Origin of the sequence: Actinoplanes regularis (genome assembly GCF_900188005.1) — a bacterium.
GTDB classification, from domain to species: Bacteria; Actinomycetota; Actinomycetes; order Mycobacteriales; family Micromonosporaceae; genus Actinoplanes; species Actinoplanes regularis.
This window is the reverse complement of sequence record NZ_FZNR01000011.1, coordinates 168135-193713: the sequence shown is the minus strand read 5'-3', so window position 1 is coordinate 193713 and position 25579 is coordinate 168135. Positions and strand designations below refer to the sequence as shown.

Annotated in this window: 26 protein-coding genes; 14 read left to right on the top strand and 12 right to left on the bottom strand. The window is 68.2% G+C overall.

What is annotated here, in order from left to right:
• Positions 1–63: 63 nt before the first annotated feature.
• On the bottom strand, positions 64–264 hold the full coding sequence (locus tag CHC09_RS27115) for a hypothetical protein (protein ID WP_089296032.1): 201 nt from the start codon (positions 262–264) through the stop codon (positions 64–66).
• 79 nt (positions 265–343) lie between these two features.
• On the opposite strand from CHC09_RS27115, the gene CHC09_RS27110 reads away from it, so the two are divergent.
• Entirely contained in the window at positions 344–2734 is a 2391-nt protein-coding gene (locus CHC09_RS27110) for a helicase-associated domain-containing protein (protein WP_089296031.1), read from the top strand.
• Between the two features lie 48 nt (positions 2735–2782).
• A complete protein-coding gene (locus tag CHC09_RS27105) occupies positions 2783–4444 on the top strand; it encodes a DNA repair helicase XPB (protein WP_089296030.1) in 1662 nt (553 codons plus the stop codon).
• On the opposite strand, the gene CHC09_RS45445 is transcribed toward CHC09_RS27105, so the two are convergent.
• The 5 genes from CHC09_RS45445 to ligD (CHC09_RS27080) form a co-directional block, all read right to left on the bottom strand.
• Positions 4441–4968 (bottom strand): HAAS signaling domain-containing protein, encoded by a 528-nt coding sequence (locus CHC09_RS45445; RefSeq protein ID WP_143232575.1) that lies wholly within the window; start codon positions 4966–4968, stop codon positions 4441–4443. The two genes, CHC09_RS27105 and CHC09_RS45445, sit on opposite strands and share 4 nt — an antisense overlap.
• Entirely contained in the window at positions 4965–5309 is a 345-nt protein-coding gene (locus CHC09_RS27095) for a PadR family transcriptional regulator (protein WP_089296100.1), read from the bottom strand. Before CHC09_RS27095 ends, CHC09_RS45445 begins: the two co-directional genes overlap by 4 nt.
• Positions 5310–5471: 162 nt before the next feature.
• A complete protein-coding gene (locus CHC09_RS27090) occupies positions 5472–6944 on the bottom strand; it encodes an Ig-like domain-containing protein (RefSeq protein ID WP_143232573.1) in 1473 nt (490 codons plus the stop codon).
• A gap of 81 nt (positions 6945–7025) precedes the next feature.
• Positions 7026–7934 (bottom strand): non-homologous end-joining DNA ligase, encoded by a 909-nt coding sequence (ligD, locus tag CHC09_RS27085; protein WP_089296027.1) that lies wholly within the window; start codon positions 7932–7934, stop codon positions 7026–7028.
• Positions 7927–8865, bottom strand: coding sequence for a non-homologous end-joining DNA ligase (gene ligD / locus CHC09_RS27080; RefSeq protein ID WP_373871980.1), 939 nt, complete (start codon positions 8863–8865; stop codon positions 7927–7929). Before ligD (CHC09_RS27080) ends, ligD (CHC09_RS27085) begins: the two co-directional genes overlap by 8 nt.
• 93 nt (positions 8866–8958) lie before the next feature.
• Here ligD (CHC09_RS27080) and ku point away from each other — a divergent pair, with 93 nt between their 5' ends.
• The 4 genes from ku (at position 8959) to CHC09_RS27060 (ending at position 13477) form a co-directional block, all read left to right on the top strand.
• On the top strand, positions 8959–9873 hold the full coding sequence (gene ku, locus CHC09_RS27075; protein ID WP_089296099.1) for a non-homologous end joining protein Ku: 915 nt from the start codon (positions 8959–8961) through the stop codon (positions 9871–9873).
• A gap of 28 nt (positions 9874–9901) precedes the next feature.
• The gene (locus CHC09_RS27070; protein ID WP_089296098.1) at positions 9902–10390 is read left to right on the top strand and encodes an NUDIX domain-containing protein; all 489 of its coding nucleotides are present in this window, start codon (positions 9902–9904) and stop codon (positions 10388–10390) included.
• A 310-nt stretch (positions 10391–10700) separates the two neighbouring features.
• On the top strand, positions 10701–11747 hold the full coding sequence (locus CHC09_RS27065; RefSeq protein ID WP_342352362.1) for an MFS transporter: 1047 nt from the start codon (positions 10701–10703) through the stop codon (positions 11745–11747).
• A gap of 845 nt (positions 11748–12592) precedes the next feature.
• Positions 12593–13477 (top strand): helix-turn-helix domain-containing protein, encoded by an 885-nt coding sequence (locus tag CHC09_RS27060; protein ID WP_089296025.1) that lies wholly within the window; start codon positions 12593–12595, stop codon positions 13475–13477.
• On the opposite strand, the gene CHC09_RS27055 is transcribed toward CHC09_RS27060, so the two are convergent.
• The gene (locus CHC09_RS27055) at positions 13471–13944 is read right to left on the bottom strand and encodes a DUF2231 domain-containing protein (RefSeq protein WP_089296024.1); all 474 of its coding nucleotides are present in this window, start codon (positions 13942–13944) and stop codon (positions 13471–13473) included. The two genes, CHC09_RS27060 and CHC09_RS27055, sit on opposite strands and share 7 nt — an antisense overlap.
• Positions 13945–14353: 409 nt before the next feature.
• On the opposite strand from CHC09_RS27055, the gene CHC09_RS27050 reads away from it, so the two are divergent.
• The 5 genes from CHC09_RS27050 to CHC09_RS27030 all read left to right on the top strand — a co-directional run bounded on the left by CHC09_RS27050 (position 14354) and on the right by CHC09_RS27030 (position 17209).
• Positions 14354–14800, top strand: coding sequence for a DUF6232 family protein (locus CHC09_RS27050; RefSeq protein ID WP_089296023.1), 447 nt, complete (start codon positions 14354–14356; stop codon positions 14798–14800).
• Positions 14801–15042: 242 nt separating this feature from the next.
• A complete protein-coding gene (locus CHC09_RS27045; protein WP_089296022.1) occupies positions 15043–15954 on the top strand; it encodes a helix-turn-helix domain-containing protein in 912 nt (303 codons plus the stop codon).
• 62 nt (positions 15955–16016) lie between these two features.
• Positions 16017–16211 (top strand): DUF397 domain-containing protein, encoded by a 195-nt coding sequence (locus CHC09_RS27040; protein ID WP_089296021.1) that lies wholly within the window; start codon positions 16017–16019, stop codon positions 16209–16211.
• A 201-nt stretch (positions 16212–16412) separates the two neighbouring features.
• Positions 16413–16613, top strand: a complete 201-nt coding sequence (locus CHC09_RS27035; RefSeq protein WP_089296020.1) for a DUF397 domain-containing protein — start codon at positions 16413–16415, stop codon at positions 16611–16613.
• A gap of 53 nt (positions 16614–16666) precedes the next feature.
• The gene (locus CHC09_RS27030; protein WP_239138609.1) at positions 16667–17209 is read left to right on the top strand and encodes a DUF6226 family protein; all 543 of its coding nucleotides are present in this window, start codon (positions 16667–16669) and stop codon (positions 17207–17209) included.
• Here the strand turns inward: CHC09_RS27030 and CHC09_RS27025 are convergent.
• On the bottom strand, positions 17206–18372 hold the full coding sequence (locus CHC09_RS27025; RefSeq protein ID WP_239138610.1) for a geranylgeranyl reductase family protein: 1167 nt from the start codon (positions 18370–18372) through the stop codon (positions 17206–17208). The two genes, CHC09_RS27030 and CHC09_RS27025, sit on opposite strands and share 4 nt — an antisense overlap.
• A 39-nt stretch (positions 18373–18411) precedes the next feature.
• On the opposite strand from CHC09_RS27025, the gene CHC09_RS27020 reads away from it, so the two are divergent.
• Positions 18412–19575: an MFS transporter gene (locus tag CHC09_RS27020; RefSeq protein WP_239138611.1), complete on the top strand. Its 1164-nt coding sequence runs from the start codon at positions 18412–18414 to the stop codon at positions 19573–19575.
• Positions 19576–19710: 135 nt separating this feature from the next.
• On the opposite strand, the gene CHC09_RS27015 is transcribed toward CHC09_RS27020, so the two are convergent.
• The 4 genes from CHC09_RS27015 to CHC09_RS27000 all read right to left on the bottom strand — a co-directional run bounded on the left by CHC09_RS27015 (position 19711) and on the right by CHC09_RS27000 (position 24110).
• Positions 19711–20157, bottom strand: coding sequence for a DUF3592 domain-containing protein (locus tag CHC09_RS27015; RefSeq protein ID WP_089296016.1), 447 nt, complete (start codon positions 20155–20157; stop codon positions 19711–19713).
• Between the two features lie 978 nt (positions 20158–21135).
• Positions 21136–21954 carry an inositol monophosphatase family protein gene (locus CHC09_RS27010; RefSeq protein ID WP_089296015.1) on the bottom strand — a complete coding sequence of 273 codons (819 nt, stop codon included), beginning with the start codon at positions 21952–21954 and terminating at the stop codon, positions 21136–21138.
• A 216-nt stretch (positions 21955–22170) separates the two neighbouring features.
• On the bottom strand, positions 22171–22698 hold the full coding sequence (locus tag CHC09_RS27005; protein WP_089296014.1) for a flavoprotein: 528 nt from the start codon (positions 22696–22698) through the stop codon (positions 22171–22173).
• On the bottom strand, positions 22695–24110 hold the full coding sequence (locus CHC09_RS27000) for a helix-turn-helix domain-containing protein (protein ID WP_203833269.1): 1416 nt from the start codon (positions 24108–24110) through the stop codon (positions 22695–22697). The genes CHC09_RS27005 and CHC09_RS27000 overlap by 4 nt, the downstream gene beginning before the upstream one ends.
• Positions 24111–24791: 681 nt before the next feature.
• On the opposite strand from CHC09_RS27000, the gene CHC09_RS26995 reads away from it, so the two are divergent.
• Together CHC09_RS26995 and CHC09_RS26990 are read left to right on the top strand one after the other, a co-directional pair.
• Positions 24792–25082, top strand: coding sequence for a hypothetical protein (locus CHC09_RS26995; RefSeq protein ID WP_143232571.1), 291 nt, complete (start codon positions 24792–24794; stop codon positions 25080–25082).
• Between the two features lie 11 nt (positions 25083–25093).
• Positions 25094–25411: a hypothetical protein gene (locus CHC09_RS26990; protein ID WP_089296011.1), complete on the top strand. Its 318-nt coding sequence runs from the start codon at positions 25094–25096 to the stop codon at positions 25409–25411.
• The last annotated feature ends 168 nt before the right edge of the window (positions 25412–25579 follow it).

The following is a 25579-nucleotide window of genomic DNA, read 5'->3' as shown; positions in this document are numbered from 1 at the left end:
AGCCAGAAAGGCGATCAAGTCGGACAAGGGGTACGTGATTCCGGTCGGGGGTCGACCGACCGATCACTCAGCCTGAGACTCGAAGTACCGCAGGGTCTCGACCGGCAGCGGGAAGGTCTGGTCGTCGCCGAACGGCGACGGGGCGGCGGCGCGGTCGGAAACCAGCTCCGAGACGTGCAGCCGGCCCTTCATGTCGATGCCCCGCGACTGGACGCCACTGGTCTTCGCCACCTGGGTGCCCGGCATCTTGCCCTCTAACGCCACGTTCGGTCCTCCTCTGAATGGAGATCCGGCCACGCCCGGACCCGTCACCATCGTCCCATGAACGTTAGCGTTGAAGACGATGGCCACCACATTTGCGGATCAACTCCGGTCGCTGCCCGACGAGGCGCTGGGCGCGCTCCTTCAGCTGCGCCCTGACCTGGTCGTTCCGGTCCCCGCCGACATCTCGGCGCTGGCCGTTCGCGCGCAGTCGCGCGGCTCGGTCGCCCGGTGCCTGGACGGGCTGGACGAGTTCACCCTCACGATCCTCGACGCCGCGCGGGTCACCCGTGCAGCTGACACCGCCCTGACCTCCGTGGACGCCATTCTGGAGCTGATCACCGAGGTGCCCGCGGACGACGTGCGGGTCGCGGTCGACCGGCTCCGGGTGCGTTTCCTGCTGCACGGGCCGCCGGAGGCGCTACAGGTGGTGAGCGCGGTCGACGAGGTGACCTCGCCGTACCCGGCCGGCCTCGGCCGCCCCGCCGACTATCTGGACCCGCACGCCGCCGCCCTGGTCGCCGACCGGGCCCGGCTGCGCCGCACCGTGCTGGCCGCGCCGCCGGGCGCCCGCGCCGTGCTGGACCGGCTCGCCGCCGGGCCGCCGGTCGGGTCGCTCAATCGGGGTGAGGTCACCGAGCCCGTCCGCTGGCTCGTCGACCAGCACATCCTGGTGCCGATCTCGGAAGCCGGCCGGGCTCCGCGACCCGACGGCGACCTGGTCGAACTGCCCCGGGAGGTGGGGCTGCTGCTGCGGCGGGACACCGGTCCGCTGGGCGCGCTGCGGCCGCTGCCGCCGCTGCCGGAGGGGCCCTCGCGGGACCAGAAGGCGGTGGACTCGGCCGGTGCCGGTCAGACCATGGAGGCGGTGCGGGCCACCGAGGCGGTGCTGGAGGCGCTGGCGGCCGAGCCGGCCCCGGCGCTGAAGACCGGCGGGCTGGGCGTCCGGGACCTGAAGCGACTGGCCCGGGCCGCCGGCTGCGACGAGCCGGGCGCCGCGCTGCTGGTCGAGGTGGCGTACGCGGCGGGCCTGCTCGGCGAGTCCGAGGCGCCGGTGCACCGGGCGCCCGGCGCGGTGCAGGACATCTTCCTGCCCACCGGGGCGTACGACCTGTGGCGCGCGACCGGCATGGCCCACCGCTGGAGCGTGCTGGCCAGGGCCTGGCTGACCATGACCCGGCAGCCCGGCCTGGTCGGCAGGCGGGACGAGCGGGACCGGCCGATCAACGCGCTCGCCCCGGACGCCGAGCGCGCCGGCGCGCCGCAGGCCCGGCGGGAGGCCCTGGACGCCCTCGCCGGCCTGGAGCCGGGCGCCGCGCCCGCCGTCGACGACCTGCTCGCGTTGCTGGCCTGGCAAGCGCCGCGCCGCGCACGGGGCCGGGAGCTCGGGCACCGGGACGGCTACACGGGTGCCGCGCTGCTCGGGATCACCGGGCTGGGTGCGCTCACGTCGTACGCGAAACCGCTGCTCACCGACCTGGAAGCGGACGAGAGCGATCCGCTCGGCCTGCACCCGGAGGAGGCGCCGGCCGACGCCGTCCGGGTCCTGGACCACCTGCTGCCCGCCCCGGTCGATCACATCCTGGTGCAGGCCGACCTGACCGTCGTGGTGCCCGGCCCGCCGGAGCCGGAACTCGCCGCCGAGCTGGACGTGCTCGCGGAGCCGGAGTCGGTCGGGGGCGCCAGCGTCTTCCGGGTCACCCCGGCCAGCGTGCGGCGCGCCCTCGACGTCGGTTACACCGCCACCGACCTGCACGCCCTGTTCCGCCGCCGGTCCCGCACGCCGGTGCCGCAGACGCTGGAATACCTGATCGACGACGTGGCCCGCAAGCACGGCGGCCTGCGCAGCGGTTCGGCCGGCTCCTACCTGCGCAGCGACGACGAGGCGCTGATCGCCGAGGTGCTCACCGACAAGCGGCTGGTGAGTCTGGAACTGCGCCGGATCGCACCGACCGTGCTGGTCAGCCCGCGCCCGGTGGCCCGGCTGCTCGGCGGGCTGCGGGAGGCCGGCTTCGCCCCGGTGGCCGAGGACGCCGGCGGGGCGGCGGTGCTGACCAGGCCGAAGGCGCGGCGCGCGCCGACCCGTACGCCGCGGATCGCCGAACCCGCCGGGCCGCCGACGCTGGTCGGGCCGCGCCTGGCCGGCGTGGTCGAGCAGCTGCGCCGTGGCGACCTCGCGACGCGCGCGGCACGGCGGGCCCCGGTCACCGTGCGCGCCGCGCAGGGCCAGGCGGTGCCCGGCCTGACCGCGGTGCAGCAGCACAGTCAGGCGATGGCGGTGCTCCAGCAGGCGGTCCGCGACCGGTCGAAGGTCTGGGTGGGGTACGTCGACTCGCACGGCGCCACCCTGTCCCGCCTGGTCCGCCCGGTCTCGCTGAGCGCCGGTTACCTGCGCGCCGAGGACGAGCGCGGCGAGAGCCTGCACACCTTCGCCCTGCACCGGATCACCGCGGCGGTGACCGACGAGGCGTGAGGAGTTCCGTGGCAGACTGGAGGGTCGCCTTTCATCGGAGGTTTGTGCGTGAACAGCGGACCGCTGATCGTGCAGTCGGACAAGACCCTGCTACTCGAAGTCGATCACCCGGATGCGCAGGCCTGCCGGATGGCCATCGCGCCCTTCGCCGAGCTTGAGCGGTCACCCGAGCACGTGCACACGTACCGGCTGACGCCGCTCGGGCTCTGGAACTCGCGGGCCGCCGGGCACGACGCGGAGAGCGTCGTCGACGCACTGATCAAGTACTCGCGCTATCCGGTGCCACACGCGCTGCTGGTCGACGTCGCCGAGACGATGGACCGGTACGGCCGCTTGCAGCTGCTCAACGATCCGGCGCACGGGCTGGTCCTGCGCGGGCTCGACAAGATCGTGCTGCTCGAGGTGTCGAAGTCGAAGAAGCTGGCCGGGATGCTCGGCGCGCGGCTCGACGACGAGACCATCGCGGTGCACGGCTCCGAGCGTGGCCGGCTCAAGCAGGCGCTGCTCAAGCTCGGCTGGCCGGCCGAGGACCTCGCCGGTTACGTGGACGGCGAGGCACACGCGATCTCCCTGACGCAGGACGGCTGGACGCTGCGCTCCTACCAGCAGGAGGCGGTGGACGGCTTCTGGGCGGGCGGCTCCGGCGTGGTGGTGCTGCCCTGCGGTGCCGGCAAGACCCTGGTCGGCGCCGCCGCGATGGCGACCGCCTCGGCGACGACCCTGATCCTGGTGACGAACACCGTCGCCGGCCGGCAGTGGAAACGTGAGCTGATCGCCAGGACCAGCCTGACCGAGGAGGAGATCGGGGAGTACAGCGGCGAGCGCAAGGAGATCCGGCCGGTCACCATCGCGACGTACCAGGTGCTCACCGCGCGCCGCGGTGGCGCCTTCACCCACCTGGACCTCTTCGGTGCCCGCGACTGGGGCCTGGTCATCTACGACGAGGTGCACCTGCTGCCCGCACCGATCTTCCGGTTCACCGCGGACCTGCAGGCCCGCCGCCGGCTCGGCCTGACCGCGACGCTGGTCCGCGAGGACGGCCGGGAGGGCGACGTCTTCTCGCTGATCGGCCCGAAACGGTACGACGCGCCGTGGAAGGACATCGAGGCGCAGGGCTGGATCGCGCCCGCGGAGTGCGTCGAGGTCCGGGTCACCCTGACCGAGGCGGAGCGGATGTCGTACGCGGTGGCCGAGGCCGAGGAGCGCTACCGGATGGCGGCGACCGCCCGCACCAAGCTCCCGGTGGTCAAGGCCCTGATCGACAAGCACCCGGAGGAGCAGGTGCTGGTCATCGGCGGCTTCCTGGATCAGCTGCACACGCTGGGCGAATTCCTGGACGCCCCGATCATCGAGGGCTCCACCACGAACCGGGAGCGGGAGCGGCTGTTCGACGCGTTCCGCTCCGGTGAGCTGCGCACCCTGGTGCTCTCCAAGGTCGGCAACTTCTCCATCGACCTGCCCGAGGCGGCGGTCGCGATCCAGGTCTCCGGCACGTTCGGGTCCCGCCAGGAGGAGGCGCAGCGACTCGGCCGGGTGCTGCGGCCGAAGGGTGACCGGCGGCAGGCGCACTTCTACACCGTGGTGTCCCGGGACACCATCGACACCGAGTACGCCGCGCACCGTCAGCGGTTCCTGGCCGAGCAGGGGTACGCGTACACCATCGTGGACGCGGACGACGTGCTCGGCCCGCCACTACCCCAGGTCGACTAGGGCGTCCGCGCCGACGGCGGGGTGGCCGGCGGCGCCGAATGGGCCGCCGACGGCGGGGTGGCCGGCGACGTCGGATCGGCCGGCGTCGCGTACTCCGCGGGCGAGGCCGGCTCCGGCGGCCCCTCGCTGCGGAAAGTCGCGAGGGCGCCGCCCAGGCAGAGCACGACCACCACGCCCACCGCGGCCAGCGCGGCGAAGATCCAGCCGTACCGCTTCGGTGCGGCGGGCGCCGCCGGCATGCCGGGCGGCGGCAGATAGGTGGCCTGTGCCGAGGCGGTGGCGGCCGGGCGAGCGCCGCCGGCCTCCTCGTACGCCGCGGCGGCGACCACCTCGGGGCTGCCCAGCCGTTCGAGGATCTCGATCAGCTCCCCGTCCGACTGCACGTTGCGCTCGGCACGCTCGGTCTCGATGTGCGCGGCCAGGTCGGCCAGCAGCTCCCGGCGTTGCAGCAGCGGGAGGCCGCTCAGGCGCAGCTCCACCTCGTGCAGGTACTCACCGACCAGGTCGGTCTGGTTGGGCTTCATGCGATTTCCCCGGTTCCCACGAGACGATCGACGGTCAGACGGAACGACACCCACTCGGTGCGGAAATTCGCCAACGCGGACCGCCCGGACGGGGTGAGGCTGTAGTAGCGCCGGGGCGGCCCGTTGGGCGACTCGGCCCACTTGGTGTCCATCAGTCCGCCCCGCCGCAGCCGCGACAGCAACGGATAGATCGTGCCCTCCGTCGCGGCGAGGGTCTTCTCCTCGGCGAGCCTCCGGACGATCTCGGTCCCGTACCGGTCCTCGTACTCCACCATCGCGAGCACGCAGAACTCCAACGTCCCGCGCCGAAGCCCGGAGGCCAACTGCGCTCCTTCTGCCATGCGCAACAGAGTACCTTGCGCCGCAAGGTACATCCATCCACCATCCTGACCGCGCGATCAAAAGCTTTCAAAACCTTCGATTACGTACGCGGGGAGAGCGCACCGCCCCGAAAGCACGAACCGCCCGGACCACGTGGGTGGCCCGGGCGGTTCGTGGTTCGATCAGCGACGGTAGGTGCGGGTGGAGGTGACGATCGAGTTACCCGCCCGGTCGTACGCGCGAAGCTGCATCGTGAAGGTCTTGCCGTACTTCGCGGTGTTGATCGCGAAGGCGTAACCGGCCCGGTAATCGGTGGCGACCAGCTTGCCGTTGATCAGCAGCTGAACTTTGGCGATCCCGTTCTTGTCGGCCGCCGACGCGGTCACCGCGACCGTGCCCTTGACCTTGGCCTTGTTCGCCGGCGCCTTGGTCAGCTTCAGTGTCGGCCTGGTCCGGTCCACGATCACGGTCCGCGACGCGAACGTCTCGTTGCCGAGCGGATCTATCAAGCGCCAGGTGAAGGAAAGCGGGCCGTCCTTGGCGGGGTAGATCGCAAGGCCCCCGGGGGCGTTCGCGATGTTCGGCAGGCCGACGAGCTCGGAGTACTCGAGGTCGGCGGGGTTCGTCACCTTGACATTCGTCACGAAGTAGCTCCCGCGCACCAGCGCACGGTCCCCCGGGGTGATCGCGGTGATAACCGGGCCGACCGGGTCGATCACCACCGGGAACACCTTCGTGGTGGCGTGGCCGAGCCGGTCCGTGGCACGGATCTCGATGGTGGTGCTCCGCCGAGTGCCGACCCGGTCCTTCCAGGTGATGGTCGAGGAGCCGGTCGAGTACAGCGCACCGTCCACCCACCACTCGATCCGGTCCAGCGTGGAATCCGAGACGGTCGCCGACAACGTCGCATCGGCGCCGATGGTGCCGCCCTGAGAGGTGATCTTGCCGTGCACGGTCGTCGTCGAGCCCAAGACAAAGTTATGGGACCAATCGATGTCGGAGACGACGGGCGCGTAATCGTCCACGACATAGCCCGGGACGCGATGCACGAAGTTGCCGGCGACGTCGGTGAGCTTGAAGTAGAACTGCGACCCCGGCTTGGCCATCCAGTCGAAGGACCACGGCGCCGCGGTGCGAACCGCGATCTCCTCGTTGTTACGGACCAGGATCATGCTGACCTTGGCGAGGTCGTCCGGCACATCAACGAGCGAGACGGTGACCGGCCCGCTGGTCATCTCGGTGCCGAGCGGCGGTGAAACCGTCCCGGTCGGCGCGATCGGGTTGGCGACCACCCGGGTGGTCCGCTCGCCGGCGTTGCCGGCGGCGTCATAGGCCCGGACAGTGACATCGACGATCATTCCGTCGGTGAGATCAGCGAGGTCGAGAGTGGCGCGCGGACCATTCGCGCCGATCCCGAAAACCCGCCGGTGTGCGCCGTCGACGTAGGTTTCCAGCCTGACGACGCCGCTGTCGTCACTCACGGTCGGCACGAGGACCGTGGTACGCGTGACGAACTGACCATCGGTCAGGCCGGTGTTGTCGACTACCGGCGCGATGGTGTCCACCGGCACGTCGGCGGCGAAGGCCGGCGTGCCGGTGGCAAGGATCAAAGAAGTGGACAGTGCCGCGATCGCGGCCGCCCGGGACGTTTTCAACGCCGCATCCCCCATTGGAACGTGAGGACCTTTACCGGCCCTCGCGGCCGCGACGATACGGGACCGTCCCACAAAAGTCGATCAACCAACGGGCAGTTCCGGACCGGCCTCCAGCAGTCCCGCGAGCAGATCGCCGTGCTGCTCGGCGCGGGCCAGGACCTCGGCGGCGCCGAACTGCCGGGCCTCGGCCTCACCGGTCGCCATCGCTTCGGTCTCGGCCCAGGTCAGCGGGGTCGACGCGGTCGGTGTGGCGCCGGCACGCAGCGAGTACGGCGTGACCGTGGTCTTCGCGGCGTTGTTCTGACTCCAGTCGATGAAGATCCGGCCGGGACGCAACTGCTTGGCCATCTTCGCGGTGATCGAGCCGGGCACCAGTCTCGCCAGCTCCTCGGCGACCCGCCTGGCATAACCGGACACGGTCGGCGCGTCCTGCCGGCCGGAGATCGGGCAGCAGAGCTGCATCCCCTTCTTCCCCGACGTCTTCGGGTACGCCGTGATCCCGTCCTCGGCCAGCCGGTCGCGCAGCAGCACCGCCACGGCGCAGCACTCCCTGAGCCCGGCCGGCGCACCCGGATCCAGGTCGACGACGAGCAGGTCCGGGTCGGCGCCGATCCGCCACTGCGGGGTGTGCAGCTCGATCGCCGCGAGATTGGCCAGCCAGACAAGCGTGGGCAGCTCGTCGACGACCACGAAGTCGATGGTCTCCCGGCTCTTCGTGGAGCCGGGGACGGGCAGCGTCTCCAGGCGCACCCAGTCCGGCGTACCCCCGGGCTTGTTCTTCTCGAAGAAGTGGGCGCCCTCGACACCGTTCGGGTAACGGATCCGGGTGACCGGACGGTCCCGCAGGTGCGGCAGCAGCACCGGAGAGATCCGGGTGTAGTAGTTGATCACCTCACCCTTGGTGAACCCGGCGGCCGGGAACATCAGCTTGTCCAGGTTGGACAGCTCCAGGTCACGGCCCTCCAGGCGCACCACGATCCGGTCAGGCATCGTCGGAGCACTCCGACGGCTTCTTGTCCTCGCGCAACCGCAGGAACCGTGGGAAACGGAGCCGGCGATCGGGGGTCCGGTTGCCGTAGCGGATCTCGGCGACCAACTCGGGTCGTACCCAGTTGGCGCCCTTGGAATCCTCGCGCGGCACGGCGCCGGGAGCGAACGGCGAATCGCTGGCGGCGAGCGGCGCCAGCCGCGAGAGCAGGTCCTTCTCCGCGGCCGCGCCGATCCCGCCGCCCACCCGGCCGCGGAAGGCCAGACCCTCCGGGGTCGGCACGCCGATCAGCAGACCACCCAGTTTGCGGACGCCGGGACGCCAGCCGCCGATCACGTAGTCGCCGGTCCGATCGAACTTGACCTTGATCCAGTCCGGGGAGCGCTGGCCGGGGAGGTAGACCGAGTCGGAGCGCTTGGCCATCACGCCCTCGAGGTGGTTCTCCCGGGCGGCGGCCGCGGTGGCGGCACCGTCGCCGAACGACGGCGGCACCATCCAGCGCGGGCCGGCCACGTTCAGCTCCTCCAGCCGCTCGCGGCGGGCCAGGTAGGGCAGGCCGGTGTAGTCCATGCCGTCGAGGAAGAGCAGGTCGAAGATCAGGTAGGTGGCCGGCACGGAGGCGGCCAGCCGGGCCGCGCGGTTGCGGTCGCGGACGTGCATCCGCTCGGCGAGGGCGGTGAACGACGGCCGGCCGGCCGCGTCGAAGCAGACCATCTCGCCGTCGAGCAGGGTGCCCTCCGGGAGGTGCAGGTCGGCGATCTCCGGGTACGCCGCGGTCACCACCGCCCCGGACCGGGCGAACAGCTCCGGCGACTCGCCGCTGAACAGGGAGAGGACCCGCACCCCGTCCCACTTGAACTCGTAACTCCACTCCCCGCCCACGGGAAGCTCGCCCGCGGTCGCGAGCATCGGGGACAGCGGTGATCCCGTCACCCGATCACCATAGGCAAAAGCATTCACCTTACGCAGGCGTCCCAGTAATGCCATCCTGATCGAGTGCCGTGACGACGGGGTTTGGAGACGATCATGCGAGCGATCTGGAAAGGTGCGGTCTCGTTCGGTCTGGTGTCGATCGCCGTCAAGCTCTACTCGGCGACCGAGGAGAAGGACATCCGCTTCCACCAGGTCCATCGCACCGACGGGGGCCGGATCAAGTACCAGCGCACCTGCGCGATAGACGGCGAGGCGGTCAGTTATGACGATATCGCCAAAGGGTATGACATCGGCGGCGGAGAAATGGTGATCTTGACGGACGAGGACTTCGCCGATCTTCCGTTGAGTACGTCCCGCGCCATTGACGTGCTGGAATTCGTTCCGGCCGAGCAGATTGACCCGATGCTTTTCGCGAAAGCGTATTACCTGGAGCCCGAAGGGCAGGCGGCGAAGCCGTACGTGCTGCTGCGCGACGCCCTGCGCGACGCCGACCGGGTGGCCATCGTCAAGATCGCCATCCGGCAGCGGGAGCAGCTCGCCACCCTGCGGGTCCGTGACGACGTGCTGGTGCTCAACACCATGCTCTGGCCGGACGAGGTGCGTGCCCCCGAGTTCGGCTTCCTCGACGACGAGATCGAGACCCGGCCCGCCGAACTGGCCATGGCGAGCTCGCTGATCGACTCGATGGCCGGCGACTTCCAGCCGGACGAGTTCACCGACAACTACCGGTCGGCGTTGCAGGAGGTCATCGACGCCAAGGTGGAGGGGCGCGAGGTCGTCCAGCCCGAGGAGCCGGAGGAGGCCGCGCCGGCGGCGATCGATCTGATGGCGGCGCTCAAGGCCTCGGTCGAGCGGGCAAAAAAGGCCCGGGGCGAGGCGGAGCCGGAGAAGCCGGCCAAAAAGGCCGTGAAGAAAGCCACCCCTGCGAAAAAAGCCGCGAAAAGTACGACGGCAGCAAAGAAGGCCGCCACACCACGCCCGGCCAAAGCCACGAAGAAGTCCGCATAAGTAGGCTCTCCCCCATGGGGTGGGTTCAGTGGCATTGACATGGGCCGAGTCGTACCTGGGCAAGGTGCGCGCGAGTGTCGGCGACACAGACACGATCTTCTTCGTCGGCGCACGCACCGTGGTGCTCGACGAGGAGAACCGGTTGCTGCTGATCCAGCGGTCGGACAACCGCCGCTGGGCCATTCCGGCCGGGGCGATGGAGCTCGGCGAGACCATGGAGGAGTGCGCGGTCCGCGAGCTGTGGGAGGAGACCGGGCTGCGGGCCACCTCGCTCACGCCGTACGCGTTCTACACCGCGTACACGTACACCAACGACTACGGGCACACGTACCAGCAGGTGCTGATGACGTTCCTGGTGCACACCTGGGAGGGCGAGCTGCTCCGGGAGACCGAGGAGAGCGTGGACGCCGGCTTCTTCCCGCTGGACGCGCTGCCCGGCCAGAAGTCGTTCGTGATCGACGAGGCGCTCGCCGACCTGAAGACCTTCGAATCGACGGGCCGACTGGTCATGAAGTGACGGATATGGCGTAAATCGCGGTGCGGGAAGTCGTTTCCCCAGGCAGGATGGCCTCTCGTGGCCGACCGCAAACGCAGACTGAGCGTGGACCTGACCCCGTTACGCACCTCCCGGGACTTCCGGCTCCTCTTCGTCAGCGGCACGGTGACCAGTTTCGGGTCGTTCATCAGCTACATCACCATTCCGTACCAGGTGAAGGAGCTGACGGACGACCCGCTGATGGTCGGCCTGATCGGGGTCTGCGAGCTGCTCCCGATCCTGATCATGGCGTTCGTCGGGGGGCGCCCTCGCCGACTACCTCGACCGGCGGCTGCTGGTCCGGGGCAGCGAGGCGGCGCTCGCGTTGATCTGCGGCCTGCTCCTGTTCAACTCGCTCTCCGACGAGCCGCACCTCTGGCTGCTCTACGTCTGCGCGTTCCTCACCGCGGCGGTGGCCGGTCTGCAACGCCCGGCCATGAGCGCGATGCTGCCCCGGCTGGTGAAACCCGACGAACTGCCGGCCGCGATGGCGCTGCACTCGCTGAGCATGCAGTTCTCCCAGCTGATCGGCCCGTCGCTGGCCGGCATCCTGATCGCGTCGCTCAACCTGGCCTGGGTCTACACGTTCGACCTGCTCACCTTCGCGGCCTCGCTGATCTGCCTCACCCTGATCAAGGCCGTGCCGCCGCCCCCGGCCGCCGACCGCCCGTCCCTGGACAGCGTGGTCACCGGCCTGAAGTACGCCCGGTCGCGGCCCGAACTGCTCGGCACCTACCTGGTCGACATCAACGCGATGTTCTTCGCCATGCCGTCCGCGCTCTACCCATTCCTGGCCGACCGGCTCGGCGGCCCGCAGGTCCTCGGCCTGCTCTACGCCGCCCCGGCGATCGGCTCGATGCTGGCCACGCTCGGCTCCGGCTGGACCCAGCGGGTGCACCGGCACGGCCTGATGGTGATCATCGCGGCCGCGCTCTGGGGTGTCGGCATCGTCGGTGTCGGCCTCTCCCACTGGCTCTGGTTCACCCTGTTCTGCCTGGCCTTCGCGGGCGCCGCGGACATGGTCTCCGGCCTGTTCCGCATGATCATCTGGAACCAGACCATCCCCGACCACCTGCGCGGCCGGCTGGGCGGCATCGAGATGCTCTCGTACACCACCGGCCCGCTGCTCGGCCAGCTCCGCTCGGGGATGATGGCCCGCACGTCGCTCGGCATCGGTGGCTCGATCTGGGTGGGCGGCGTGCTCTGCGTGGCCGGCAGCCTGGCCCTGGCCGCGGCGCTGCCCAAGTTCGTCCGCTACGACGGCGAGCACGGGGCGGCGCTCAAGGAGGCCGCGGACGCGGAGTGGGCGGCCGCCGCCGAGAGCCGTGCAGCGGGGTAAATGAAGATCGACTTCGTTGATCCGGTCCCGTATCGTTCCGGCCATCGGTTCTCACATGGGGGATGGACACGGCGTTGAGAAACGCTTCGTACCGCCGCGATCACGGCACTTTCCACCTCTCCGCTTCTCACCGGTTCACCGGCTTTCGCCGGTGAACCCGACACCACCCCGCCGGCTCTCTTCTCCTCCGGGCTCATCGAGGGCCAGTTCATCGGCAAGACGGTCGTCACCGACACCCGGGCCAACTACTACTTCGCGATCAACACCGCGAAGTACGGCAAGACGATCAAGGTCCAATTGCGCGCGTACGACAAAGCGGGTAACACGACCATCAGCAACGCGCGTGTCTGGCACCGCTGACGTCGTACCGGAAGCAGAATGGCACGGGCCCACATCGGGCCCGGCGCCTCTCCTCGGGCCCAGCCGATCCCCCGTCGTCACGGACTTCCGCCAGGCCCACCGTTCGGGGGCCGCGACGGCTCGGTGCCTGGCGGCGACAAGCCGACAGGCAGGCTGCAGCATGGCACTCTGTCTGCTGGCGGACAGCCGGATGGCGTGCTTGACTGGATTTCCAGAGCTACGCGGGCGGATGCGTAGCGGGGAGCAGTTCGGCACCCGGCGGCAACCGGGTGCCGGTTCCTTTTCCGGCCAAGGTGGCCCCATCCCGCCCGCCGGACCGGCTTCCGTCCGCTGTCTTTCCGGGCGTGGAGGCGGCGAGCCGCACCCGCAGTGCGGTTGCCACTACCGTGCGCTTGCGGCCGCAGTTCTGATAGGACAGTAATAAGCGATGCCCCTCGCAGGCGCCCGCCCGCCGAGGAAACCGACGATCCCACGATGAAGGACCCATGCCTGTCGGCGATTCACCCACCGTCGCGCGCCGGCGTGTCCGGCTCGCGCTCCGCGAGGCGCGCGAACACGCCGACCTGACGCAGGCCCAGGTCGCCGAGGAGATGGAGTGGTCGCTCAGCAAGGTCATCCGGATCGAGAACGGTGACGTCTCGATCTCGCCGAACGACCTGAAGCCGCTGCTGACCTACCTCGGGATCCGGGACAAGCTGACCGTGGCCGCGCTGGTCGCGGACGCCCGGATCGCCCGCACCCGGCAGCGCGCGGCCTGGTTCCACACGCCCGAGTTCCGGGAGAACCTGACCGATGCCACGCGCAAACTGATCGAGTACGAGAACGAGGCCGCCCAGATGCGGTCCTACTCGGTCTATTACATCCCCGGTCCGTTGCAGACCCCGGACTACGCGAAAGCGCTGATGACCCGGTTCGAGGACGAACTCAGTTCCGACCAGACCCAGCGTCGCATCGAGGCCCGCCAGTTGCGCCGCGAGTCGGTGCTCGCCCGCGCCGAGTCCGGACAGATGCGAATCCTGGTGATGCTGGACGAATCGGTGCTGCGTCGCACCATCGGCGGCGCGGCGGCCTTCGCCCAGCAACTGCGGGAGTTGCGCCACCTCATCGAGAACGGCGCCATCACGATGCGGATGGTCCCCTTCTCCCTGGACGCGGCGGTCACCAACAACGCCAGCTTCGACCTGCTCAGCCTCGGCGAGGGTGAGGTGCTCTACCGGGAGACCGGGCTGGGCGACGAGATGATCGAGGATCGGGAGACGATCGCCAAGCACCGCGCCCGCTACGACAAGGTGTGGGACGAGGTAGCCGACGAGGCGACCACGCGCGCCTTCATCGACCGCCAGATCCGCATCCTGGAGAATCCTCAGTAGATCTGCCTGCGGTACTCCCGCACGCCCACCGCCGCACGGGCGAAAGCCGGGGTCCGGCCGTTGGCGAGTTGGCCGGCGAACCAGGCACCGAACCCGGCCAGGCCGAGGGCGAGCACCTCGATCAGGAACAGGCCGCCACCGGCGACCCGGTCCTGCGCCCGGATCCGGACCATCAGGATCACCGCGAAGGCGACCAGCACACCCACGTTGATCAGGGTGCGGAGCGCACCCAGCCGACGAGCCTGCGGGAGGCGCATGAACATCACGTCGACCGCCCCGGCCAGCATGGCCGGCACACCGACGATCAGCCCGGCGACGATGTTCCAGTAGGCAAGCGCTCCGAGGATGGTAGGGCCGCCGAGCAAGTCGGCAACATCGAACAAAACGGCCATCGCGAAGAGGCCCAGCGGGAACATGACCAGCACCGGTTGTATCGCCTGCCCCGCGATACTCAGTCGACTCTCCATCCGATTACGCCCTTCCTACCTGCGTAAATACAGGCTCGTCGCGGCAATCCTCGGTTGGCCTACCCGGTAGCTCCGGCGGTGAAACGCCGCCGCGTGTGCCGGGTGCCACACGCCCGGTCCGTCACCTACTTCTCCGTAATCTGCAACATGGCAGTCTGCGCGGTGGCGAACGGATACCTGGCGTGCTTTCCTGAGGGTAGAGCAACAAGGGCGGAGTTGGAGGGAGAGACAAAACAACGGCACCCGGCGGCAAACGGGTGCCGTTGTCCGCTCTCCAGCACCTCGCACCTGTCCGACGTTCCCATCGCGACCGTTCCAGTGCTGTACGAGCGAGGCGGGGTTGGTCTCTCGCGCCAATGGTGGCCCCGGCCTTCACCTCCTCGCAAGGTAACGCGAGAAGGAGTGCGCCATGAGCACACGCGGCACACGCACCTACTACAGCGGGTCGGACGCTGAGGTCACCGACGCTCATTTCACCTGGCACGCCTCGGCGGAGTCGTTGAGCTTCGCCATTTCGGAGCTTCGCCATGTCGGGCTGGTGCAATCCCCAGCGCGGACCCGGCCCTACGCCCCGCATCTCGCCGCCGGCGCGCTCCTGACCGTCGCCGCCGGATGGGCGCTGCTCGCGGATCCGACACTCTACGTAATCGCCTTCATGGCGGTCAGCGGCCCGCTCCTCGCCTTCTTCTGGCGCGAGCCGCGGCGTTGGGAGCTGCACGCGCAGTACCACGGCACCGCGGTCGTGCTCTATTCGTCGGGTGATGTCCGAGTCTTCAACCAGGTCGGGCGCGCTCTGCGCAGAGCGATGGAAGACGGTCGGCGCACTCCCTGGGGCTACGGCCTGGCTGCGGCCTGACCTGGACGGATGACGTTTTCCGAACGGGTGACACCGAGGATTCGAACCAAAACCCCTCCTGGCACGTCTCGTTCTGATAGGACAGTACTAGGATATCGGCGACCTAGCTGATTGCCTGTTCACTGATTGCCTGGTCACCGACTGCTCATTTGCTAGTTGCCTAGTGGCAGTCAGCGAGATAGCAGAGTGACCACAGCTCCATCGCACGCGCTCGGTTCGACTACTTCAACGATGAAGGTCCCATGGCTGAGGGTGATTCACCCACTGTCGCGCGTCGGCGCGTGCGGCTCGCGCTCCGCGAGGCGCGAGAGCAAGCCGACCTCACCCAGCTCCACGTCGCGGAGGCGATGGAGTGGTCCCTCAGCAAGGTCATTCGGATCGAGAACGGCGATGTCTCGATCTCTCCGAATGATCTGCGCCCGCTGCTGAGCCTACTTGGTATCCGTGACCGTCCGCTGATCAGTTCGATGGTCGCGGACACCCGGATCGCGCGGACGAAACAGCGCGAGGCGTGGTATCAGACCCCCGAGTTCCGAGAGGGCCTCACCGAGGCGACCCGCAAACTCGTCGAGTACGAGAACGAGTCCACCGAACTCCGTTCGTACTCGATCTATTACGTACCCGGTCACCTCCAGACGCCCGGTTATGCGGCGGCCCTGATGACCCGGTTCGAGGACGAACTCAGCACCGGCCAGATCGGCCGGCGTATCGAGGCCCGACGGCTGCGCCGGGAGGCACTGCTTCCCCGGGCCGCCTCCGGGCAGGCGAAGATCCTGGTGATGGTGGACGAGTCGGTGCTGCGACGCACGATCGGCGGCCCGGCGGTCTTCACCGAACAGCTTGATTACCTCGCCGGACTCGCTACCAACGGCACCATTCGGATCCGGATGGTGCCGTTCCGCCTGGACGCGGCGGTCACCAACAACGCGAGCTTCGACCTCCTCCGTTTCAGCGAGGGGGAAGTGCTCTACCGGGAGACCGGGCTCGGCGACGAGATGATCGAGGACCGCGGCGCCACTGCCAAACATCGCGCCCGCTTCGAAAAAGTTTGGATCGAGGCCGCAGACGAAGAGGACACAATCACCTTCATCCGGCAACAGATAGCAGCCCTGGAGCGCGGCGACCATAACCGCTCGTCCCGGGCGCGTACATAACCGACCAGGGCCGCGTCCGGCACAGGGTCGGGCGCGGCAAAGAAAACGTGGAGAGTTCCCAAATGGAAAACATCAACGCGCCCGCATGGCGGAAGAGCAGCCGTTGCGGCACGTCGACCTGCGTCGAGGTCGCCAAGGTCGACGACGCATATTTGATCCGCGACTCGAAGAATCCCGAAGCCGCCGCCCTGACCTTCACGAAGGCTGAATGGGATGCGTTCGTCGAGGGTGTCACCGCGGGCGAGTTCCGTTTCTGAAGGCTTTTGGGCGGCCCGCTCCAGGTCGGAGCGGGCCGGCCAAAAATATTCGCAAAATACATATTTCAGCCGCAATCAACGCCGCATAACTCACAATTAGTGAGATAAGCGGCGTCTTTTCGTTTTCACTCATGCTGGCGGTCTTCCATGTCCTCCCTCGTCGCTTACCGTGGATTTCGAACCACCACGGAGGTGTACGAAATGATCAAAACGACCAGGGAAGCGAGCTGGCGACGAAGTAAACGATGCGCCAGCGGTGCGTGCGTCGAGGTCGCGAGAGTCGGGAACCTTTTCCTGATCCGAGACTCGAAACAACCCGACGGCACGCCACTGGCCTTCGACCGGCAGGCCTGGGAAGCCTTCGTCGCCGGCGTCAAGTCCGACGAGTTCGGCAGAACATGAAACCCCCACCAGAGCAGCTGGGAGCCGCGGGCCGAGCGCGGCATACTGCTCTGGTGGACGGCAATCAGCACGCCACCGATCCGAACCGCTTCACCACGCTGCACGAAGCGGCCGAGATCCTGCTGGACGAGCTCGCCGAGCGCTATCAGGTGGAGCGCCGGGAGACCAAGGAGCCGATCGGACCCGACGAGGCGTTCGTACGGACCGTCCGGCTCATCCCGCACGACCCCGTGGCCGCGCCGATGGCGATCCAGTTCACCCAGTCCGGCCTGCACCTGCGTTTCGGCCGGTGGTGGCTGGAGACGTTGCCGAGCTGCGCGTGCGACCACTGCGACCCGGACCCCGAACAGCTCTCCGACCGCCTGCGCCGCCACGCGTTCGCACTGGTCGAGGGTGGACTCTGGGAACGGGTCCGGCGCGGCCTCAGCGGCTCCTGGTACCAAGCCCGACTGATCGGCACCGAGGTCAAGGCCGACCGGGAGGGGCCGCTCGCCGCGGCCGGCGCCAGGGAAGCCCGGCGGGACGGATTCGCGGCGCCGATGCGGTGGGGACCCTGGCAGGTCACACCCGAGGATCGCCCCGCTGAGGTCCACTAACCGGCGGCCGGCTGGACCCGAACCGGTCGGCCGCCGAGCAGGCGCAGCGCGGCCCGGACCGTCGGGCGGCCCAGCGCTCCCGCCATCGAGAAGTCGCCACGGCAGAAACCGGTGAACGCGCGCCAGCCGAGAGTGCTGGACATCGCGGTATGCACGATCGACGGATGCCGGGCGAAGGCACCGAGCAGCCGGCGACCGGCGACCATCTCCGGCTGGAGCTGGTCGGCGACGATCCGGTCGTACGCGGAAAGGTCCTGGTTCTTCGCGGCGATCTCGCCGGCCCACATCCCGGACCGGAGCGCATAGCTGAGCCCTTCCCGGGTCCACGGCTCGAGCAGGCCGGCCGCGTCACCGACGACCAGCACCCGGCCGTCGCGAAGCGGAGACGTCGCGGTGCGGCAGCGGGTCAGGTGCCCGGAGTCGCGCAGCACCGTGCGGCCGGACAGGCCCAGCCGCTCGACGAAATCGTGCAGGTAACGCTTGGTGTCCGCGCCCCGGCCCTTCTCCATGATCACGCCGACGGTCAGCTCGTCGTCCTTCGGGAAAACCCATCCGTACGACCCGGGGAACGGGCCCCAGTCGAGCAGCACCCGGCCGCGCCAGCGCTCCCGGTCCTCCGGGGTGGCCGCCAGCTCCACCTCCAGCCCGAGGTCCTGCTGCTCGAAGACGACCCCGACGTGGCGGCTGGTGACGCCGGCCGAACCGTCCGCACCGATCGCCACCCGGGCGGTCACCGTCTCCCCGCCGGCTTCGCCGCCGATCATGATGGTGACCCCATGCTCGTCCTGCGTCAGCGCGCGAACCCGGCTGTTCTGCCGCACGGTCGCCCCGGCCTTCTCCGCCGCCCGGCACCAGGCGTGGTCGAAGTCGTCGCGACGGACCAGCGAGAGCAGCGGCTCCGCCGAGGTCCGGGTGAACTCCCGGCGCCCGTCCAGAGTGAAGGTGAGGCTGGTGATGGTGTCCCGCACCGGAACCGTCTCCAGGTGCTCCGCGCTCAACCGCAGCGAACTGCCCAGCAACCCGCCACCGCAGGTCTTGTAGCGCGGATGCTCGGCCCGCTCCAGCACCACCACCCGCGCGCCCCGCGACGCGGCGGCGTACGCCGCCGCGAGTCCGGCGGGGCCCGCCCCGATCACCGCGACGTCCCACTCCGGTTCCAGCACGGGCACGAGTTTAGACACGTGACCGGTACTGTCCAGTCGGTGATCACAAGCATCGACTCGGGTCTCCGGTCGGCCACCCGGGCGGTCTATCTGGCCTTCATCTTCCTGGGCGTCGCGATGGCCAGCTTCGCCGCCCGGATCCCGCAGATCCGTGACTCGCTCGGGCTCAACCCGTCCGAGCTCGGGCTGGTGCTGCTGGCCACCGCGGTCGGTTCGATCACCTCACTGCCACTGGCCGGGCACATCGTCGGGCGGTTCGGCTCCCGCCGGACGGTCATCCTGATGGCCCCGCTGCTCGGACTGGCGCTGAGCACGGTCGGGATCGGCTACCGGTTCGGCGTGACCCCCGTGATCATCGGCCTCTACCTGTACGGCTTCGCCACCGGCGCCTGGGATGTGGCCATGAACGTGCAGGGTGCGGTGGTGGAGCGCCGGGCCGGCCGGGCGATCATGCCGCGGTTCCACGCCGGGTACAGCGTCGGCACGGTGGCCGGTGCGCTCATCGGGGCGGGCGCGGTGGCCGCGGGTGTCTCGGTCACCATCCACCTGCTGATCATGATGGTGGTCTCCGTCCTGGTCGTCGCCGTCGCGGTGCGGAAGTTCGGCCCGGACGAAGCCGAGCCCACGGAGAAGTCCGAGTCCGGATTCCTCACGTTCTGGCGGGAGCCGCGCACCCTGCTGATCGGGGTGTTCGTGCTGGCCTTCGCGTTCACCGAGGGCGCCGGAATCGACTGGATCAGCGTCTCAATGATCGACGACTACGGCACCTCGGCCGAACTCGGCACCCTCGCCTTCGCGGTCTTCCTGGCCGCGATGACCATCGCCCGGTGGTACGGCCCGAGCCTGCTCGACCGCTACGGCCGGGTCCCGGTGGTCCGCGGGCTCGCCGTACTCGGCCTGGCCGGCCTGCTGCTCTTCTCGCTCGGCCCGCACCCGGCGGTGGCGTTCGCCGGCGTCCTGCTCTGGGGTGCCGGCGCCTCGCTCGGCTTCCCGGTCGGGATGAGCGCCGCCGCCGACGACCCGGCCAAGGCGGCGCCGCGCGTCGGCGTGGTCGCGTCGATCGGCTACGTCGCGTTTCTCGGCGGACCGCCGCTGATCGGCTTCCTCGGAGACCGGTTCACGGTGGTACGCGGCCTACTCGCCGTGGCAGTGCTGTTGGCGGTGTCGATCGGGGTTTCCCGGGTGCTCAAACCACTGGCCTGAACAGAGCAGAGGTGTGGACCCACGGCCGTCTGCATACACGAAAGCCCAGGTCAATTGACCTGGGCTTTCCCTCTGAGCCGCCTGACGGAATCGAACCGTCGATCTACGCATCAAGCATCGAACCAGGTCAGACGGCTAGGGCATGTCGGCATAGCGTTGCGGCGGCATCGTGATCGGCGGCCCCCAGGCCACAAAACAGCCAATCCCGAAGACGATGGTCAACACGGCTGCAACAACCGTGGACCCCCACTGACTCGAGTCGTCTACATCCCGGGCATTGCCGCATGGGTATTGCTTCGGGTGGTGAATCCTGACGACATCGCCACCGCGAACCGTCCTTTGCTCGGCAAGCATGGACCGGAAGTAGTCCTCACAAACTCGGCCTTCGGCCGTGGTGAAGCGGACGGTCAGCATCCGCTTAGTGCCACTGCTGTCAACGCGCACCACTTCGGCATCCACGTCAGCGCCCCGGGCGTCATCCAGGTTCGACCAGATGGAGCCTGCCAGACCGGTGAGCACGAGCAGCAGAGCAAGCGTGAAGAAAACTCGGAGGAACGTCCGAGACCTCGGCAGTTGAGCCACGGTCGGCAGTGTAGAAGCCCACTACCAGCAACAACTCAGGCCGCCAGCAACAAAGAACGCGTTGTGTCGCTGGAGTACTACCTCAAGCCATCCCGTCCGGCGTCGACCCGCCCACCGGGGAGCGGACATGCTCCTGGGCGCCAAGGTGGAGCGCCCAACCGGACGAACGACCTTGGCGCCCAGGAGCATGTCTGCTCGACTTCGTCCGGGTCGACGGTGGGCGGGATGGCACCACCATCCCAGATGCCCGAGCGCTCCCGCCGGAGGCATAACTCGAATCACGCACCGCAGCAGGAATTGGCCGGCGCGTCGGCCGATGCCGGCCGCACGCCGCCAGCAGGCCGAGCGCGTCCGGCCGCGCCGCGCTTGCGCAGCGCCTTGATCCATAATAGATCAATCCAGCAGTACAATTCGGCGGATTGGATTCGATGACTCGGTGACAGCATCTAACGCAGGGGCCGACTCGCTTCCAGCCTTATTGCATCGACGCTCTACCATGCGGATCGTGGATCTCGGCATCGCAGACTCGATCGCTTCCGTCATAGCAGGTATCGCCGTCCTAGTTGGGGGAGCTACACGGATTTGCATATTCATAATTGAACGGAAAAACAAAGATGCCGACACATCAACCACCCATTTCAACCAAACTTCACCCAATGCCAGAAAGTCACTCAACCAAAGACTCCAGGAATATCGGACCGACGACCGCGGCTCGGGTAGCTTGGTAGGTGGACTTGAAGTCCTAATTGCAATATCTGCGGCCTACCTAATTTTCACTGCCGTTAGAAGTTACCTCTAACGAGCGAAACTATCCGCGCGTCGCGTTTCGCGAGCAGAAGTCAAGAAATGTTAACGCGTTACCTCTACCTGCCGGGGTCGTCGCTCGCGCTCAGACTGCGGCGTGAGCGCCCGTTTAGAAAGCCTTGAAGACATGCAGAATTATCAGTAGCCTCGGCGGGGCCCTCTCGGACCAGAGAATTACAGCGCAACTTTCCCTAAATACTGGCCCGCTGGCGGGGCACTGACGACATCAAGGAAAGCCGGGAGCAGGTTGGCGTTCGCCGTAATCGTTGCGGCCGATTTGATGTCGTGCTGTGATCCATCACTGTCGATGACAACGGCGCCGGCTTCGCGAGCGATGATAACTCCGGCTGCGGTGTCCCATGGCTTATTGGCGAGCATGACTACTGCGTCGATTCTTCCTTCAGCGAGCCATGCGAGGTCAATGGCGGCCGAGCCATGCATACGGATACGCTGCATGTTGCTGGCGAGTCTCTGCGTGAGCGCAAATCTTTCTTGATTCTTTTCTTCGGATCCTTCGCCTACCGCGTAGTCACCGATGGCTGCGACAGCTTCACCGACCCGCTCAGTCATGGTGGCGCTAATGGGCTTGCCATTGGCGTGAGCGCCATTGCCCTCCACCGCGCAGTAGCGGGTTCCGAGAAACGGCAAGTCGATGACGCCGAGCACAGGTCGGTTCTCGGCGATGAGGCCCAGAGAAATGGCGCAGAGTGGTGAGCCGTGGACAAAGTTGACAGTGCCGTCGACGGGGTCGAGCGCCCACAACAGGCTGCTGGTGGCTCCGCTGGTGCCGTTCTCCTCGCCCAGGAAGCCGATCTCAGGGGTTCGCTCAGCAAGGAAGGCCCGCACCTGCTCCTCGATCGCAAAGTCAACTTCGGAGGCCATGTCGCGGTCACCTTTGGCGGTCAGGACGCCGGGTTGCATGGTGCGCATGATGTCGCGGGCGAGGTCGACGGCTTGGTGGGCGCTGGGGAGTAGGTCGGTGTTGTCAGTCATCGGGGGTAGCCACCGCTCCAATGCTCGTCGAAGGTGTGCTCGAAGACGTGGTACAGCCCGGCGGCCGGCCATCGCTTCTTGATCACCATGGTCGAGACTCGACGCCTCGCGCATGGGACAGGTACTGCTGTGCGCTGCAGAGCGAGTCGTTGATCAGGGTCCTCCCCTGCGGCAGTCCTCTCATGGCAGAGAAAACCGTGACAGTGGTGCCGGTGATCAGACGCGTCGCAGTGCGAGAAGCCAGGGGTAAGTAGTCAAGCGATCGCCTCCGGTTCCAGGGGTGTGGGGCTCAAACTCGCCCTGCCCGAAAAGGACCTGGATTCCTTCGGCTCGTAGTTGTTCGACACTGCGGCGGAACGGTGCACGACCGGCAAGCGTGCTGTTGACGAAGGGCAGGACGACGACGGGGACGCCGAGTCCGGGCGCTTCGGCGAGGAGGCCGAGGGCGTAGGTGTCGGAGATTCCTTGGGCGAACTTGTTGATGGTGTTGTAGGTGGCCGGGGCGACGATGATCGCGTCGGCTCGGGGGCTTCGAGGCTCGCCGGGTTTGCGGTATTGGCTGCGTACGGGGCGGCCGGTCTGTTGCTCCAGGGCTGGGACGTCGATGAAGTCGAGTGCTGGTGGCGTGGCGATGATCTGGACGGTCCAGCCGTCGTCCTGGGCGAGTTTGACGAGCTGGCCGACTTCGCCGGCGGGGCCGGCGGCGCAGACGACGACGTAGAGGACTTTGCTGTCGGTGCTCATGCGGCGATCCCGTGGGCGTCGGCGAACTCGCGGGCTTCGCGGCGGACGCTGATGGGTGCGGTGGCGACCAGGTCGCCGACGAGCTGGCGGATCCGGGGGCGTCCGGTGATCTCTTCGGGTGCGATCTGGCCGGCGGCCTGGATCGTGTGGAGGGCTTGTTCGTGCTTGCCCCACATCAGGAATGCGCGGGTGACGTCGAGCAGGAGCACGGCCTTGCGTTCGTTGATGGGCAGCGCGTCGAGGTCGATGCGGCGGGCGTAGTCGATGGCGGTGCCAGCGTCGCCAAATCGCAGGGCGGCGCTGACGCGGTGGCACAGGACGTTGTTGGGGCCAAAAGCGGTCCACATGTGGTTGCCCTCGTGGCCCAAGCGGTCGCCGGCCTGCTCGGCTTCGTCGAGGAGTTCGGTACTGGTGTGGCGGTCGCTGTTGTGGGCGGCGGCGATTGCGCCGCGGAGTAGGAGTGAGCCGTAGACCGATAGGTCGTCGTCGGTCGGCTGGGGGAGGGCGGCGTCCATGCGCTGGGCTGCACTGCTGGCGTTGCTGGCTGCGGCGCGGTGGTGGCCGCCGTCCATCAGGGCGTGGGTGATGATCCGGGCGCTGGAGCCGATCATCAGTGGGATCTCGGTCTGCTGAGCGGCCTGGACGCTGCGATCTGCCGCGAGCCAGGCCAGTCCCTTGTCGCCCTGCTTGAGCAGGATGGAGGCGGCGACGTGGTACGCCTCGACGGATAGGGCCTGGGCCTTGCGCTGCTGGGGACCGTCGACGGTGGCGGATGCTGTGCGCAGGGAGCGTAGGAGCGGCGGCAGGATCGTGAGCACTTCGCCGTACTTGCACGCTTGGTAGTCGCGCTTGGCGGCGGCAACTGTCGCGGACAGGCCAGTGAGGTTGACTGGGCTGGTCGCTGGCACCGGGATCTCGGTCAGTGCCGCGGCCAAGTCGTCGATGCCGCTGGCTGCGGGTTCGGGGGTCGGCTCGGCTTCCGCCAGGATGGCGCCGAAGAGTGCGGCCCCGGTGAGGCCGACGAACTCGCGGCGTCGCACGGTGTTGCCCTCCCCCGATCGCGGATCTCTCTCCACGCTACGCGTGGGGTTGACCGTGCCCGGTGCGTCAGAGTTCGAACCATCCCGGGCCGAGATACCGCGGGGCGCCAGGCCGAGGGTCATGCGAGCGGTGTCCGGTAGCTGGAGGCCCTCGGCGATGCGCTCGTAGACGTCGAGCGTGGTGACCTGCTGGCTTCCGGCCATGATGCCGCTGACCTTGCCCTGACTCATCCCGATCAGGCTTCCGATCGCGGTCTGCGACATCCCGGCGTGCTGGCGTACCAGCCGGAATACGTAAGCGATGTCGCGCGTCCGCAACGCGGTGAGCATGTCGGGCCGGTTCCAGATAGAGCCGGGGATCTCGGACTTCAACGGCGGCGTCCCTCCGACGGGGCTTCGGCGTCTCGTTGTGATCCATCGTGGCCTGCCTACGACCTATCCCGTCAAGGGATACCGCCACGGAATGGGTTGAAAGAGTCTTTCGGCCGACCCTTTACACATGACGAGCGCAGATCAACGAACAGGTTGCCCAGTCATGTCGTGGTTGCGAGGGGCGCGGTTGGCGCTTGGGATCGCCGCGCCGGACGGTCCGGACCGACGCGGTCACCGTTCAGCTGGTACGTCGGGCCTGCCCTGATTGCTCACCGAGACAGTCGCGTCGGACCGCCTGAGCGAGAGCCGTGTACTGGTCCGACTTCTCGCAGCGATGCGTTGCGTAGTCGGCCGTGCCGGTCTCCGACGAATCGCCCGTCTGCCGCTACGCATTGCTGGCGTCTTTCTGCTGGCCGTGTGCGGGTGGCCGCCTCTGTTCATCGATCGACTGGGGGTCGAGATGCAGCATAGAAAAGCAAGGCGGAAGTTGTTCCGTCGTATCCGTTGCACGTGTGGTCTGCCGTGGCCCTGCCTGGAGTTGACGTTGGCGGCGATCCGTAGTCGGCCGCGTCCGGCTGTGCCTGGTTGGGCGGTGCCGCAGGTTGGCCGGGCCGGGAACCTTACGCCGGCGCAGGAGTACCGGGCTCGTGGCGGGTCTGGTGAGGCGGGGCGGTGGGTGGCGTGAAGCAGTCACGGCGTGACGAGATCCCGGCTTCTGCGGAGGTTCCTTCCGGTGTCGCTCTGTCACGGACGTCGCTCGGCGGGGTGGCCGTGTCGTACAAGGGCACGTTTCTGGGTTGGATCCACGGCAGGAACGACACCTGGCGGGCCTACCTGCGGACGGGACCGCTGACCCTGGGCACGCCGCTGGGCGAGTTCACCCGTGTGGAGGCGATCGGGCAGATTCTCGCCGCGAGCGGTCGGTGTGACGGTCAGAGCTCAACGTCCGCCGATTTCCTGGGCGAACGCTGAGGTTCGCCGCAGTGGACACGATGCCCGATGGACCGTGGCCGGACGGGCAAGAGCTACGAGAACAGCTGCGGGCACAGCTGGCATTGGAGGGCCGCTTCCCCGGTTGGCAGATCTTGCACACGCTTCGGAGGCGATGGGTGCGTTGCGCCGAGGTGCCGGAGAGCTGTTTCTACGCCGTCCACGATCGGCTGGGTGAGCCTCCGCTGGTCGCTACCGACCTCGACAAGCTCGCCGACCTCGTCGAGCAACGCCAGCAGCAGATCCGGGCAGCCGAGGAATGGGTCGTGCGCTCGGACCTGCGCAGGATCGAACCGAGGCGGCGATCTTGAGTCGGCGGGAGCCTCACTACCTCTGTTCGGTCTGCCTCCGCACAAGCGCGCTGGCTCCGGCGACGGTCCGCTACGCCACCGAATGCGCTCGATGATCCGCAACCATGCGGTTCGGGACAGGCGGATCATGCCTGCGGCGGAGTCCGTCGGCGGACCGCAGGCTCTCCG